Genomic DNA, 13,894 nt, shown 5'->3' on the forward strand with positions numbered 1-13,894 from the left:
GTTGTTATGAGTTAGTTGTTGATTGGGTTGCATTGGTCTAATTTCAGTTCTTCCAAAAGATCATCATAGCCAATAACGCGTCCTTTGATGGTGATGGTTTGACCTTGTGCTATAGTTGTTTCAGCAGGTTGTGAGAGTTGGCAAAATATCTTGTCGTTAAGTGTGATACTTTGAGTTGAACTTTCGGTAACTATCCCAGATACTGCAATCGTGTTGTTTAGGTATTTTGTTTCAGCAGCTGTTGGGTCTGAATAGAATTCTGAGACTAAATCTTGGGCTTCCATTGTAAAGGTTGGAGCCTCATTTTCTATATTCCTATGGTCTTGATAAACGTAGTTGTATCCCAATATGGCCACGATGGCAATTATGGCGATAATGAAAAGCCAGTTGCGAGTTGATTTCATATAATGGAGGTTATATTTTTTGGAAAGTTAATGTATCGGTGCCTCCATTACCTCCACTAACATCGATGAGTTTAATTGTTGTACTACTATAGGTGTCTATATCCCAATCGTCATTTAGGTCTTCAAAATCATTAGTGTCTGGCACATTAAAAAAGATATTGAAATCGAGGTCATCGTCACTGTTGTTGTCATCGTCTGTACTATTACTACTATCGGTAATAGTCCAGATACCTGTATGGGTAGTTGTGCCGTTGGTTGCGGTTAGGGTGCCATTGCTTCCAAAAGTGAAGGTGTACCCTGTGAAATCACTGGTTTCATCCTCTCCCGAATCTATGAATGAAGTTATAATCCAATCTCCAGATTCAGCAATATTTTCAACCTCTTCAATAATTGCATTGTTGTTTGAATTATTGTTGTCATCATCAGAGGAGCAACTTGTAAGTATCCAAGAAAACCCTAGCGTAAGAAGCGCCAAAAGAAGTGATTTTTTCATAACAATTGAATTAAGGTTAAAGTTTAATCTAATTAGATTAAAGTGTCAAAATATCAATATTTTATGAGAAAGTTAAGAAAATAGTTGTGTTCTGTAAAATAAAATTGAAAAAATGCTATTTAGTCAGAGGTTGATAGGGTAAAGGAATCCATGGTTTGGCAAGACTAACTTTAAGGAAAAAGCCTTAAAATTGGTTGGGGGTATGATATGTGAAAATGTTAAAGATTACATTTTTTTGATCACATGGGTTACAATACCCCATATTTGGAAGTTACTTTCGCTAGAAACTTTTATAGGTTCATAGGCGGGGTTTTCTGGCATTAAAAAGATGCCCTCCGAAGTGACGTTAAGGCGTTTGACGGTAAATTCTCCATCAATAAAACACACAGCTATTTTATTATGCTTCGGGTTTATTCCTCTATCAACCACCAATAGATCGCCGTCGTCCAATCCAGCGCCTATCATGGATTGACCGCTAACTTTTGCATAAAAAGTCGTTTCCTTGTTGCGAACCAAGGTTTTGTCCAGACTTATTTTAGAGTCGTTGTAGTCTTCTGCTGGAGAAGGATACCCTGCCGAAATTCCAGTTTGTGCTAGTGTAATTTCAAGAGAATTTTCAGTGTCTGGAGTAAAAAACTCTAGGCTGTTTTTAGGGGTTAAAAACTTTAAGGGCATTTGGTTTAGTTTTGGATGTTAGTGTTTTGTAGAGTAAACGGAATCACGTTACACAAGGTTTTAAAATTACATTAAAAAGTATAAACATCTAGAAATTTTAAAGAGCTTCTTATGTTAAAATTTGTTTTGCCAGTTCCCTATTAATCGTAACTTTGACTTATCCCAAATTGTAATTAATTATGCTAGCCGATTTTTTGACTCACCTGCAGCAAGGCATGTACCACGTGCTGAATATTAAAGCCTACGATCACATTTTGTTTTTAATTGTTTTAATGGTGCCATATGCGTTTAAAGATTGGAAACGCATCCTGCTTCTCATTACGGTATTTACATTGGGACACTCCCTGTCTTTGGCCTTGGCTTCCTATAATGTGGTTAGGGTGAATGCTTCACTCGTGGAATTTTTAATTCCCATTACCATCTTAATTGTTGCATTGTACAATGTGTTTACCTCTGGTAAAAAAGCTCCGAATGAAAAAATAGGGATTTTGTTTTTTGCAACCTTGTTTCTAGGATTGGTCCACGGAATGGGCTATGTTGGGACTTTTGGTAAATTTGTACATGCATCGGATATGAAGCTGGTGACGCTTTTGGAGATTTCCTTGGGCTTGGAAATAGGTCAGCTCATCATTGCTTTTATTGTATTGTTTTTGGGATTTCTGTGCGAGACTATTTTTAGGTTCTCTAAACGTGATTGGGTCATGGTCATTTCGGCTATGGTTTTGGGTGCCATGCTTCCTATGCTCATGCGCAGCGGTTACCTTTCCTAAATAATGCATGAAATTTAGGGTTTTGATAAAACTTTAACTCTAAACGCATTGCAATTAAAATATGAACCCGTTATCTTCGTTATACCGTTTGCAGTCATGTAGGCGATATCCCTTTTTACCCCTTAAAGATTAATGGGGGAAACCATAATAGAATAAAATTTGTGCAAATATCCTGTACTTTTTTAGATAGGTACGGGAGCGGGCACACCCTGATATTGAAACTAAACTAAATGCCGAAAAAGAAACAGTTACGCTATGACAAGGCGTATTTAAGAATTGCTAAGGAATGGGGGAAATTATCACATTGTAAACGCAAACAAGTTGGAGCCCTAATAGTAAAAGATAGAATGATCATTTCCGATGGGTACAATGGAACTCCCACTGGTTTTGAAAATTATTGCGAAGATGATGAAGGATATACCAAATGGTATGTGTTGCATGCCGAAGCCAATGCTATTTTAAAAGTGGCCTCTTCCACGCAGTCCTGTAAAGGGGCAACATTATATATTACTTTGTCACCGTGTAAAGAATGTAGCAAATTGATCCATCAAGCAGGAATTGTGAGGGTGGTGTACCAACAGCCTTATAAGGATGATTCCGGAATTAAATTTTTGGAAAAAGCAGGGATTGAATTGGTGCTGATAGAAGCTTTGGAAGATTCATAAATTGTTGAGCTAAAAATGAATTGAAACCTCGAGAAGGGATTTGAGTTTTAAGAAAAAGTACATACCGCTTTTTATGGGAATGGCCGTGGCTATTGGCGTATTAATTGGAGGAAAACTGAATTTTGCAGATACCTCCGATAGGCTGTTTACGTCCAATAGCAAAAAGGACAAGCTCAACCGTTTGATAGATTATATTGAATACGAATATGTAGATGATGTTAATACAGACAGCATTGTAGACGTTACCGTGAATGGTATTTTGGATAATCTAGATCCGCATTCCACCTATATTCCTCAAGGGGAAATGGAACGTGTTACGGAGAATATGAAGGGGGATTTTGTAGGGATCGGCGTGAGTTTCTATACTTATAAGGATACGGTAACGGTCATCAGACCTGTGGAGGGCGGTCCTAGTGAAAAGGCGGGTATCAAGGGAGGTGATCGTATTATTGTGGCCGATGGGGATTCTATTTTCGGAAGGCAATGGTCTAACGATGATATCATTCAAAAGCTGAAAGGGGAGAAGAATACCAAAGTGCATCTAACGGTTTATAGAAAAGGGGAGGACGAGCTGCTTGACTTTGATGTGAAGCGTACCGTAATTCCTATCAAAAGTGTGGATGCCGCGTATATGCTGACTTCCAAATTGGGCTATATCAAAATCAACCGATTTGCAGAATCTACTTATCGCGAGTTTAAAGTTGCCTTGGACAAGCTTCAAGACCAAGGAGCGACGAAATTGGCCTTGGATCTTCGTGACAATCCAGGTGGGTTTTTGGGAATTGCAGAGCAGATTGTAGATGAATTTTTGGAAGATGATAAGTTAATTCTGTTCACCAAAAACAAAGCGGGTAAAATTGAACGAAGCTATGCTACTCGCAATGGCGATTTTGAAGAAGGCGAAGTCTATATTCTTATTAATGAAAACTCTGCTTCTGCAAGTGAAATAGTGGCGGGAGCACTTCAGGATAATGATAAGGGGACTATTGTAGGAAGGCGTTCTTATGGGAAAGGTTTGGTGCAACGGGAGATGGCTTTGGGAGATGGTAGTGCCGTTCGCTTGACAGTTTCTAGATATTATACGCCTACAGGGCGTTCTATACAGAGGCCTTATCATAATGGTGGTAATGATGAATATTATAACGATTATTATAAGCGTTTGCGTAATGGAGAGCTTAATGAAGAACAGAATATTGAAGTCGCCGATTCGTTGAGGTTTGTGACTCCTAAAGGGAAAATTGTGTATGGAGGTGGAGGCATCATTCCTGATATTTTTGTGCCATTGGATACTAGTTTTCAAAATGAAACTTTAAGTTATATCAAACGCAGAGGTTATATCAGCAATTTTGTATTTGAAGAATTGGATCGGGATAGAAGTGTTTATGGAGATGTAGACAAAGAGGATTTTATCAAAAACTTTGAGGTGAGTGACGATATCGTAGTCAAATTTCAGAATTACTTAAATCTCAAGGAAAGTACCAAAATGACCTTTGTGGCTTATCATGATGCCATTAAAAGAATGATCAAAGCAGATTTAGCAGACCAACTATATGGCGGCAATACTTACGAACGGATCATAAATGCCGCCGATGAAATGATCTTGGAAGTCGTTGAATTAAGCGAAGGTCAATAACTTCTTATAATTTGTCGTGCACGTGGCTATCTTGGCTGTTGTTCCAAAGTGTTAAAATGTCTGTGGCTACTTGAGCACCACTTCCTGCCGCAATATTGAATTGACTTCTCCAGCCTGCTAAAGTTCCAGCAACATAAAGTCCTTTTGTGATAAGGTGGTCTTCATTTTTTAGCCAAATGCGCTCTTTTTCAGCGGCGGCACGGGGATGAGGGCCTACAAATGTTTCAAGGCCCTTTATGTTCAAAAGATTGGTGTAGCCAACTGCGATTACGACTAGTTTGGAGGTGTAGCTGTGTTTGTTGGTGATAACCTCAAATCCTTCAGGTAAAGGTTTTATTTCCAAAACTTTTTCGCTTTCAATTTGCGTTACATGTGGATATTGAGTGGCGAGTTGTTTCTTTCCTAATTCTAGAACAGATTGCCCGGTAGTACCTGCCGGGAGCCCCAAAGCATTATTGAATAAAGCGGTTTGCAGATGGGAAGCCTTTTGGTGCATTATGATACCAATATGTTTGTCTTTGGCGTATTCTTTATTAACCGCGGAACCTAAAACCAAGGCGCAGGACATTCCTGCAGCGCCTCCTCCAATAATCAGGGCGTCAAACATTACTTTTTGTTTTTCAATTGTTTCTCAATACGCTTGGAAATGCGCAAAATTTGTAGCAAAACAATTCCGCAAAGGGCGGCTAGAATGGTAATTAGTGCAATGATACTTTGTCCTTGAAATGGTGCGCTAAAATCAATTTGGGTAATGTTGAATATAATAAGTGCCGCGGCAATGACTGTAAAAATGATAGTAAATAGTTTCATGATATAAGTGTTTAAGCGAGTTCAAAAAGGGCTTTAATGTTGTGAGCAAATAGTTTTACGGCTATGGCCAGCAAAATCACACCAAATATTTTTCTAATAACTGCAATCCCGTTTTGGCCAATCATTCGTTCAATCCTTGAAGAGGTTTTTAGTACAACGAAAATCAATAAAACATTCAGTATTACGGCTATGATAATATTCTCGATACGGTATTCTGCTCTTAGGGATAAAAGTGTTGTTAAACTTCCGGGGCCGGCAATCAATGGAAATGCTAAAGGGAATACACTCGCGTTCATAGCATTGCTTTCTTCCTCTTTGTAAAGGGTAATTCCTAAAATCATTTCCAAAGCAATAAAGAATAGTACAAAGGCGCCTGCTACGGCAAAGGAGTTCACTCCAATGCCAATCATGGACAAAATGCTTTTTCCTAAAAACAGGAACAGAATCATGATAATTCCTGCGATGATTGAGGCTTTTTCGCTTTGGATGTGACCTGCTTTTTTCCGAAGGTCTATGATGATTGGAATGCTACCTATGATATCAATCACGGCGAACAATACCATAAAGGTGGTGATGATTTCTTTTATGTTGAATTGTATCATGTTATGATGGAAATTTTTGGCAAATTTCGGCATTTACAAATTAATGGGCTTTATAAAGACTATAAAATTTAATTGCTTTTAAAGGGGTTACTTTTGACGGATTATTGACTTATCTTTGCGGCATGTTTCAGTTAGGTAAAACCATAGTTTCGGAGGAAATCATAGAGAATGATTTTGTGTGCAATCTTTCTGCCTGTAAAGGGGCTTGTTGTATCGATGGCGATGCGGGAGCGCCTTTAGATGAAGAGGAAGCTGCGATTTTGAAGGAGATTTATCCAAAAGTTAAACCCTATTTGCGTAAAGAAGGAATTGCGGCTATAGAGGCGCAGGGTACTTATATTACCACGGAAGATGACGAATTGGAAACCCCTTTAATAGATGGTGCTGATTGTGCCTACGTTATTTTTGATAAAAAAGGAACGGCCCTTTGTGCCATTGAAGAAGCCTATAACCAAGGCGATATTTCTTGGAAAAAACCGGTGTCCTGTCATTTGTATCCTGTAAGGGTGCAGGATTATAGTGAGTTTTCGGCAGTAAATTATCACAGGTGGCATATTTGTGATGATGCCTGTAGTTTGGGAAAGGAACTTCAGGTGCCTGTCTACAAATTTGTGAAGCAGGCGCTTATCCGTAAGTTCGGTGAAGATTGGTACGCCGAATTGGAAAAAGTTGCCGAAAAACTTCAGAAATCTAAATAGTTAGGCGGTTCTAAGTACATTGGATCGTGTTGGGATATGTATGATGACCTTGGTGCCTGTTGGTTTATGATTGGTGTCGTACAAATCTTCAACTTCAATTTTGTACGGACTTGTATAGGTTTTGTAAAAATTGGATAATCTTGCCTTCGTTAAGGCAATCCCAACCGACTTTCTTTTCAACAGTTTGTTCTTGTTGATCTTTTCAGATTCTATTCTTCCAATACCGTTGTCTTTGATAGAAATGGTTACGTAGTCATCGGTGGTTTTTGAGGCGTGCAGCACAATTTTCTTGTCTTCTTTTTTGGAGGAAAGCCCATGCCACAGCGCATTTTCCAAAAAGGGTTGTAAAATCAAAGAAGGAAGTTTTACGTTAGCAGTGTTGATGTTGTCGTCAATTTTAACCTGAAAATCTATTTCATTTGAAAATCGGATATTCTCTATGTTCATATAGAGTTTCATGGTGTCCAATTCGTCTTCCAAAGAGATTTCTTTCTCGGTGGAAGCAATCAAGATCTTTCTGATGAGTTTGGAAAATTTGTTGAGGTAATACACTGCATTTTCCTTTTCATTATTGATAATGTATAGCTTGATGGAGTTTAAGGAGTTGAAGATGAAGTGTGGGTTCATCTGACTTCTAAGCATGTCTTGCTCCAAGGTAAGAATCTGTTTTTCCTGTTTTAACTGGCGGTGTCTGTTTACGGTAATAATTCCTCCCGCAATAAGAATCAAGGCAATAAGGGAGTACCAAAATATTTTTTGGTTGCGCAGTAATTTTGATTTTACAAGTTCGTTTTCACTGGCAAGAACCCGTATTTGGTTGTTCTTGATTTCACTTTCGTATTGTATAATGATGTCGTTTACATATTGTAGGTTGCGTTCGTTTAATATGGTTTCTTCCTCAGCAATGTAGTCTTTATATTTTTCTAGGGCAGCTTTGTAGTTGCCTAATTCTTGGTAGAGTTCAGAAAGGTGTTTGTTGGCTTCCACTTTGGATCCTTTCAAACCGTATTTTGTGCCAATATCGAGGGCGGTTTTTAAGTTGTTTTCAGCCTCATTATGAAGTCCCAATTCGTTTTGTGCCCAACCTAAGTTGATGTAGGAGGACGCAATGTAAAGTTGGTCGCCTTCCATAAGGGCCATTTGCAAAGCGTCTTCTATGATTTCTTTTGCTTCTTGGGGTTTTCCTTGTTTAATGTAAATCTGGGCGATGCTATTGTTGCAGATGACACGGCCAATGTCTGAATTAATTTGATTGTTGTATTCCAGAGAGGTTTTGTAGTCAATCAGAGCCTCGTCCAAAAGGCCTTTGGCCTCGTTGGCATACCCTATGTTTTGGTAATTGATGGCTAGACCTAAAATATTATCCTGTTCCTTTTCTATGACCAAGGATTTGGTGAACTGTTTAAGGGCCATGTCATATTGGTTCAGGGCAAGGTAAATGTTTCCCATACTGTTTTGGGAAACCGCAATACTGTGTTTTAATTCGGTAGTGAGTGGTTGTTGTGAATTGGCTAGATCTAAAGCTTTTTTGTGGTAGTCTAGGGCCGGTTTTACCAAGTCCATCCTTCTGTAAACCACTCCCAGCATGTTAAGGCATATTACCTGTAGCTCGATATTGTTAGCCGATTCAGATAGTTCGTAGGCTTTCTTGTGGTTTTCTATGGCTATTTCGTAATGAGAAATATTTCGGTATATAACACCTAAAGAGTTATAGGCGTAACATTCGGCTTCCAAATAATTGGAGGCTTCAGCCATGGTGGCCAAAGTTTTCATTTTAATGCTGTCTCTTCTGAAATTTTTAAAGGCCTCGTTAATCTCTTCATAATTCTTTGGAGTTGTTTTCATGAGGGCCGTTGCTGTATCATAAAAGTCTCCCGAGGTCTGGGAATAGGCCTTTATACTAACAAGCATAAGTAGTCCAAAAAGTACTAAATTGTAGCTTTTAGACAGCAAGAGGGTTCTTGAAAATCCAGAAGAAAATGAAATTGACATTTTAAAATTTCTCTAAAAAATTTGATTTACGTTGCCTTGCTACAGGAATTTTATGGTTGGATTGCATGACAACATATCCATCGTTTTTGATGTATTCCTTAATTCGGTTGAGGTTGATGATAAAAGAGTTGTGGATTCTGAAAAAATACTGTTTTGGTAGAATGCTGTTCACCTCCTTCAGTTTTTTGGTGATAACGGTTTTCTGGCCATCGGCCATAACGATGGTACTGTAATTTCCATCAGATTCAATGAAAAGAATATCATCTACAGGGACGAACATGAGTTTCCCATCGGTATTGATGGTGATTTTTTTCTGGTCGAATTTGGTGTGAAAATTAATCAATACTTCTTCAATCTTGGAAGAATTGAGTAATCTGTAGTTGAATTTTTTAATGCGTTTGATGGTGTCCGCAAGATCGTCCGAATCTATCGGTTTCAGCAAGTAATCGATAGCTTCATGTTTTAGGGCCTTAATGGCATATTCGTTATAAGCTGTGGTAATTACAATGGCAAAATCCTTGTTTGGAAGTTTGTCCAAAAACTGAAACCCGTCCATTGTAGGCATCTGTATGTCTAAAAACAAACAGTCTGGCGGATTGGTTTCAAGATAGTCTAGGGCGGCCTCCGGAGAGGTGAATGTATTGACGATTTCTATATCATCGCTAAAGTTTGTCAGCTCCCAGGACAGACTTTGTATGGCTTTTGGTTCATCGTCAACTATAACGGCTTTTATCATAGCCTCAAATATAGTAATATTCTAGTATAGAAGTACATGCTGTTAATAATTTGAAATTAGTTAAAATAAATTGTGAATAATAGTATGGATTTTACACTATTTTGTCTAATTTAAAGAGTGTTCCAATTATACAGTTTTTTTAACCAACTATACAAGTAGGATATTATGGTTGAATTGAATTGAAGATATTTGAAGTGTTAAAGGGATAAATTTTTTGTAAAGTAAAAGTGATTTTTGTGATTCACTTTTTTGATTATACGCTATTAATCAATTGAAGCTAGAGCAATCTAGTTTCGTCATCACAAAATTTAAGGTAACTATTTCTTTAAAGTATAGTTTTAGTTAGTTTAGTTAATTATTGGGGAAAAGAGAGCTGGTCAGGCTCTCTTTTTATTTATGCCAATGGTAGATTGGCTTCTTCTCTTTTTATTGACCAAAATTTAATGTTTTGTTGTTGTCAATTGTTTGTGAAATTTGTAAATAATTGGGTAGTTGTATTTTGTTTAATTTCTTGGTATATAGGGGTTTGATGTATATTTTTTGTAAACTTTTGGCTTTTAGGTGATTTCTAACTTGTTAAAAACTTGTTGACAATGTTCATAAAATTAGCTTTCTTTTTCAGCTTCAATTTTGAATATTTGTTAAACCCAAATCAACAAAAATGTTCATTTAAATCATCAAAAAACCAAAACACTAATGTCTCAAACTACTGAACCAATTTTACAAGAAAACAAAGATCGATTCGTAATTTTTCCAATTCAACACCACGATATTTGGGAGTGGTATAAAAAATCTGAAGCTAGTTTCTGGACGGCTGAAGAAATAGATTTGCATCAAGATCTTACAGATTGGCAAAGTAAATTGAATGACGACGAGCGTTACTTCATAAAGCACATCTTGGCATTTTTTGCTGCCAGTGATGGGATTGTAAATGAAAATCTTGCCGAAAACTTCGTTAACGAAGTGCAATACAGCGAAGCTAAATTCTTTTATGGGTTTCAAATCATGATGGAAAACATCCATAGTGAAACCTATTCGTTGTTGATTGATACTTATGTAAAAGACGAAAAGGAAAAGAGCATGCTCTTTAATGCTATCGAAACATTTCCTGCGATCAAGAAAAAGGCCGAGTGGGCTTTGAAATGGATAGAATCACCAAGTTTTGCGGAGCGATTGATTGCTTTCGCAGCTGTGGAAGGGATTTTCTTTTCTGGAGCCTTCTGTTCCATTTTCTGGCTTAAAAAGCGTGGTTTGATGCCAGGGCTTACTTTCTCAAATGAGCTTATTTCAAGAGACGAAGGTGTACACTGTGATTTTGCGGTTCACCTGCACAATCATCACCTTGTCAATAAGGTTCCAAAGGCGCGCATCACCGAAATTTTGGTGGATGCTCTTGATATTGAAAGAGAATTTATCACAGAGTCACTTCCTGTTAGTTTAATTGGGATGAATTCTAAATTGATGACACAATACTTGGAGTTTGTTACAGACCGTTTGTTGAGTGAATTGGGTTGTGAAAAAGTCTATAATACTGCCAATCCTTTCGATTTTATGGATATGATTTCCCTACAGGGGAAAACCAATTTCTTTGAAAAGCGTGTGTCAGAATACCAAAAAGCAGGTGTGCTTAACAAAGAAGAGGAAGAAGATAAATTCAAATTTGACGCCGATTTTTAATATTTGGTGGTTTCTCAAATCTAAAAGAATAACCCTGTATTAAGGGAATCAATACTTATTATAAAAAATTAAGCTCTGCAGTTTTTAAGGTGGATTTTCTTGAAAACTTCAGGGCCTATCTTACCGAATTTTGAAAGCTTCAGGGTTCGGGCTAACTAATTAACCCATTTTCTGAAGTGATTCAGAAAGCTAAAAATTTGAAAAACATATGTATGTAGTAAAAAGAGATGGCCGAAAGGAACCGGTGATGTTCGACAAAATCACCGCTAGAGTTAGAAAATTGTGCTACGGATTGAACGAATTGGTCGATCCGGTAAAAGTCGCAATGCGCGTAATTGAAGGGTTGTATGATGGGGTTACTACCAGTGAGTTGGATAATTTGGCGGCCGAGATTGCTGCAACCTTGACGACTGCCCACCCGGATTACGCTCGATTGGCGGCAAGAATTTCGGTATCGAATTTACATAAAAATACAAAGAAGACCTTCAGTGAAGTCATGCACGACCTTTATACCTATGTCAATCCTCGTACTGGAAAAAAGGCGCCATTGCTTTCAGAGGAAGTATATAATGTAGTCATGGAAAACCGTGACATTTTGGATTCTACAATCATTTACAATCGCGATTTTGGTTATGATTATTTTGGGTTCAAAACTTTAGAACGTTCTTATTTGTTGAAGCTCAATGGTAATATTGCTGAACGTCCACAGCATATGTTGATGAGGGTAGCTGTGGGCATCCATCTTAATGATATGGATGCTGTAGTTGAAACCTATGAGTTGATGTCTAAAAAATACTTTACACACGCTACACCAACACTTTTTAATTCTGGGACGCCTAAACCACAGATGTCTTCTTGTTTCCTATTGACCATGAAGGAGGACAGTATTGATGGAATTTATGATACGTTGAAACAAACAGCGAAAATTTCACAATCTGCTGGTGGTATTGGATTGGCAATCCATAATGTAAGAGCTACAGGGAGTTATATTTCGGGAACCAATGGAACTTCCAATGGTATTGTGCCTATGCTGCGTGTATTCAATGATACAGCGCGTTATGTTGATCAAGGAGGAGGGAAGCGTAAAGGAAGTTTTGCTATTTATGTAGAAACTTGGCATGCCGATATTTTTGATTTTCTTGATTTGAAGAAGAATCACGGAAAGGAGGAAATGCGTGCGCGTGATCTATTCTACGCCATGTGGATTTCCGATTTATTTATGAAACGTGTGCAGGAGGATGGTCAATGGACTTTAATGTGCCCTAACGAATGTCCTGGACTGGATGAAACCCATAGTGAAGCTTTTGAAGAATTGTACTTGAGATATGAAGCTGAAGGAAGAGGGCGTAAAACCATTAAGGCTCGTGAATTGTGGGAGAAAATATTGGAATCCCAAATTGAAACTGGTACGCCTTATATGTTGTATAAGGATGCAGCAAATCGTAAGTCCAATCAACAAAATTTAGGAACTATCCGTTCGTCAAATTTATGTACGGAGATTTTGGAATATACGGCACCCGATGAAGTGGCTGTGTGTAATTTGGCATCCATTGCTTTGCCAATGTTTATTAAAAATGGAGAGTTCGATCATAAGGAACTGTTTAAAATTACCAAGCGGGTTACCAAAAATCTTAACAGGGTTATCGATAGAAATTATTACCCGGTTATAGAAGCTCAAAACTCCAATTTTAGACATCGTCCGGTAGGTTTGGGAGTTCAAGGTTTGGCAGATACGTTCATTAAATTGCGTATGCCGTTTACAAGCGATGAAGCTAAAAAACTGAATCAGGAAATCTTTGAAACCCTTTATTTTGCTGCTATTACCGCTAGTATGGAAGAGTCTATTGCGGATGGTCCTTACCAAAGCTATGAGGGGTCACCTATTAGTAAGGGGGAGTTTCAACATAACCTTTGGGGAATTAAGGATGAAGAGTTGAGCGGTCGTTGGGACTGGGAAAAACTTAGAAAGGAAGTTGTAAAACACGGGGTTCGCAATTCGTTGTTGGTGGCACCAATGCCTACGGCCTCCACATCCCAAATTTTGGGGAATAATGAGTGTTTCGAGCCTTATACCTCTAATATCTACACCAGAAGAGTGTTGTCTGGTGAATTTATTGTCGTGAACAAACATTTATTGGAAGACTTGGTAGATCTTGGGTTGTGGAATGAAACCTTGAAGCAGGAAATTATGAGAGCGAATGGCTCTATTCAGGATATTGATGGTATTCCAGAGGATATAAAAGAATTGTACAAAACGGTTTGGGAATTGAGTATGAAGGATATCATCGACATGGCGCGTCATCGTGGTTATTTCATTGACCAATCCCAATCATTGAATCTTTTTATGGAGGGAGCCACTATGGCTAAATTGACCTCTATGCACTTTTACGCATGGAAAAGTGGACTTAAGACTGGTATGTACTACTTGCGAACTAAAAGTGCCGTAGATGCCATTAAATTCACCTTAGATAATAGTAAAAAGAAGGAAGAAATTGTTGCTCCTAAAATAGAAACGGAAACCTTGATAGTAGAGCAACAGCAAGAACAAGCTGCTAAAACAGCAGCTAAATTTGTAAAGGAAACTACGGAAGTTGAAGTGGAGCCAATGAGTCCTGAGGAAATGAAAGCCTTGATTGAGGCTGCCAAAGCAAACGAAGGAGATGATTGCCTTATGTGCGGATCATAATAGAGTGTGTTTTATGGTTAAACAAAAAAAAGCCATCTCATTGAGATGGCTTT

At 38.0% G+C, this 13,894-nt stretch carries 14 protein-coding genes; 6 read left to right on the plus strand and 8 right to left on the minus strand.

Annotated elements, in window-relative coordinates; genetic code table 11:
* Positions 1-11: 11 nt before the first annotated feature.
* From AC6I5C_RS03875 to AC6I5C_RS03885, 3 genes are all read right to left on the minus strand, one after another.
* Complete coding sequence (locus AC6I5C_RS03875) at positions 12-404, minus strand: OB-fold protein (protein WP_497904030.1); 393 nt, start codon at positions 402-404, stop codon at positions 12-14.
* 10 nt (positions 405-414) lie between these two features.
* Positions 415-897, minus strand: a complete 483-nt coding sequence (locus AC6I5C_RS03880; RefSeq protein ID WP_497904031.1) for a hypothetical protein — start codon at positions 895-897, stop codon at positions 415-417.
* A gap of 225 nt (positions 898-1,122) precedes the next feature.
* Complete coding sequence (locus AC6I5C_RS03885; protein ID WP_497904032.1) at positions 1,123-1,572, minus strand: LexA family protein; 450 nt, start codon at positions 1,570-1,572, stop codon at positions 1,123-1,125.
* 179 nt (positions 1,573-1,751) lie between these two features.
* Here AC6I5C_RS03885 and AC6I5C_RS03890 point away from each other — a divergent pair, with 179 nt between their 5' ends.
* The 3 genes from AC6I5C_RS03890 (at position 1,752) to AC6I5C_RS03900 (ending at position 4,640) form a co-directional block, all read left to right on the plus strand.
* Positions 1,752-2,342: a HupE/UreJ family protein gene (locus tag AC6I5C_RS03890; protein WP_053976291.1), complete on the plus strand. Its 591-nt coding sequence runs from the start codon at positions 1,752-1,754 to the stop codon at positions 2,340-2,342.
* 230 nt (positions 2,343-2,572) lie between these two features.
* Positions 2,573-3,007, plus strand: a complete 435-nt coding sequence (locus AC6I5C_RS03895) for a deoxycytidylate deaminase (RefSeq protein WP_053976290.1) — start codon at positions 2,573-2,575, stop codon at positions 3,005-3,007.
* A 40-nt stretch (positions 3,008-3,047) separates the two neighbouring features.
* Positions 3,048-4,640 (plus strand): S41 family peptidase, encoded by a 1,593-nt coding sequence (locus tag AC6I5C_RS03900; RefSeq protein WP_497904033.1) that lies wholly within the window; start codon positions 3,048-3,050, stop codon positions 4,638-4,640.
* A gap of 4 nt (positions 4,641-4,644) precedes the next feature.
* On the opposite strand, the gene AC6I5C_RS03905 is transcribed toward AC6I5C_RS03900, so the two are convergent.
* Genes AC6I5C_RS03905 through AC6I5C_RS03915 form a run of 3 tightly spaced genes read right to left on the minus strand, consistent with a single transcriptional unit; the run spans position 4,645 to position 6,049 of the window.
* The gene (locus AC6I5C_RS03905; RefSeq protein WP_497904034.1) at positions 4,645-5,247 is read right to left on the minus strand and encodes an FAD-dependent oxidoreductase; all 603 of its coding nucleotides are present in this window, start codon (positions 5,245-5,247) and stop codon (positions 4,645-4,647) included.
* Positions 5,247-5,450: a hypothetical protein gene (locus AC6I5C_RS03910; protein WP_053976287.1), complete on the minus strand. Its 204-nt coding sequence runs from the start codon at positions 5,448-5,450 to the stop codon at positions 5,247-5,249. The genes AC6I5C_RS03905 and AC6I5C_RS03910 overlap by 1 nt, the downstream gene beginning before the upstream one ends.
* Before the next feature lie 11 nt (positions 5,451-5,461).
* Positions 5,462-6,049: a MarC family protein gene (locus AC6I5C_RS03915; protein WP_497904351.1), complete on the minus strand. Its 588-nt coding sequence runs from the start codon at positions 6,047-6,049 to the stop codon at positions 5,462-5,464.
* A 125-nt stretch (positions 6,050-6,174) separates the two neighbouring features.
* Between AC6I5C_RS03915 and AC6I5C_RS03920 the strand changes: the two genes are divergently transcribed.
* Entirely contained in the window at positions 6,175-6,750 is a 576-nt protein-coding gene (locus AC6I5C_RS03920) for a DUF3109 family protein (protein WP_053976286.1), read from the plus strand.
* On the opposite strand, the gene AC6I5C_RS03925 is transcribed toward AC6I5C_RS03920, so the two are convergent.
* The gene (locus tag AC6I5C_RS03925; RefSeq protein ID WP_497904035.1) at positions 6,751-8,742 is read right to left on the minus strand and encodes a tetratricopeptide repeat-containing sensor histidine kinase; all 1,992 of its coding nucleotides are present in this window, start codon (positions 8,740-8,742) and stop codon (positions 6,751-6,753) included.
* 1 nt (position 8,743) lies between these two features.
* The gene (locus tag AC6I5C_RS03930) at positions 8,744-9,478 is read right to left on the minus strand and encodes a LytR/AlgR family response regulator transcription factor (RefSeq protein ID WP_497904036.1); all 735 of its coding nucleotides are present in this window, start codon (positions 9,476-9,478) and stop codon (positions 8,744-8,746) included.
* A 696-nt stretch (positions 9,479-10,174) separates the two neighbouring features.
* On the opposite strand from AC6I5C_RS03930, the gene AC6I5C_RS03935 reads away from it, so the two are divergent.
* Positions 10,175-11,155 (plus strand): ribonucleotide-diphosphate reductase subunit beta, encoded by a 981-nt coding sequence (locus tag AC6I5C_RS03935; RefSeq protein ID WP_053976283.1) that lies wholly within the window; start codon positions 10,175-10,177, stop codon positions 11,153-11,155.
* Positions 11,156-11,363: 208 nt separating this feature from the next.
* Positions 11,364-13,841, plus strand: a complete 2,478-nt coding sequence (locus AC6I5C_RS03940) for a ribonucleoside-diphosphate reductase subunit alpha (protein ID WP_497904037.1) — start codon at positions 11,364-11,366, stop codon at positions 13,839-13,841.
* The last annotated feature ends 53 nt before the right edge of the window (positions 13,842-13,894 follow it).

This window comes from Mangrovimonas sp. sgz306409 (assembly GCF_059735265.1).

Bases quoted from the DNA above. Each gene is read 5' to 3' on its own strand.
- AC6I5C_RS03875 (WP_497904030.1), bottom strand. From the start codon at position 404: ATGAAATCAACTCGCAACTGGCTTTTCATTATCGCCATAATTGCCATC.
- AC6I5C_RS03880 (WP_497904031.1), bottom strand. From the start codon at position 897: ATGAAAAAATCACTTCTTTTGGCGCTTCTTACGCTAGGGTTTTCTTGG.
- AC6I5C_RS03885 (WP_497904032.1), bottom strand. From the start codon at position 1,572: ATGCCCTTAAAGTTTTTAACCCCTAAAAACAGCCTAGAGTTTTTTACT.
- AC6I5C_RS03890 (WP_053976291.1), top strand. From the start codon at position 1,752: ATGCTAGCCGATTTTTTGACTCACCTGCAGCAAGGCATGTACCACGTG.
- AC6I5C_RS03895 (WP_053976290.1), top strand. From the start codon at position 2,573: ATGCCGAAAAAGAAACAGTTACGCTATGACAAGGCGTATTTAAGAATT.
- AC6I5C_RS03905 (WP_497904034.1), bottom strand. From the start codon at position 5,247: ATGTTTGACGCCCTGATTATTGGAGGAGGCGCTGCAGGAATGTCCTGC.
- AC6I5C_RS03910 (WP_053976287.1), bottom strand. From the start codon at position 5,450: ATGAAACTATTTACTATCATTTTTACAGTCATTGCCGCGGCACTTATT.
- AC6I5C_RS03920 (WP_053976286.1), top strand. From the start codon at position 6,175: ATGTTTCAGTTAGGTAAAACCATAGTTTCGGAGGAAATCATAGAGAAT.
- AC6I5C_RS03925 (WP_497904035.1), bottom strand. From the start codon at position 8,742: ATGTCAATTTCATTTTCTTCTGGATTTTCAAGAACCCTCTTGCTGTCT.
- AC6I5C_RS03930 (WP_497904036.1), bottom strand. From the start codon at position 9,478: ATGATAAAAGCCGTTATAGTTGACGATGAACCAAAAGCCATACAAAGT.
- AC6I5C_RS03935 (WP_053976283.1), top strand. From the start codon at position 10,175: ATGTCTCAAACTACTGAACCAATTTTACAAGAAAACAAAGATCGATTC.
- AC6I5C_RS03940 (WP_497904037.1), top strand. From the start codon at position 11,364: ATGTATGTAGTAAAAAGAGATGGCCGAAAGGAACCGGTGATGTTCGAC.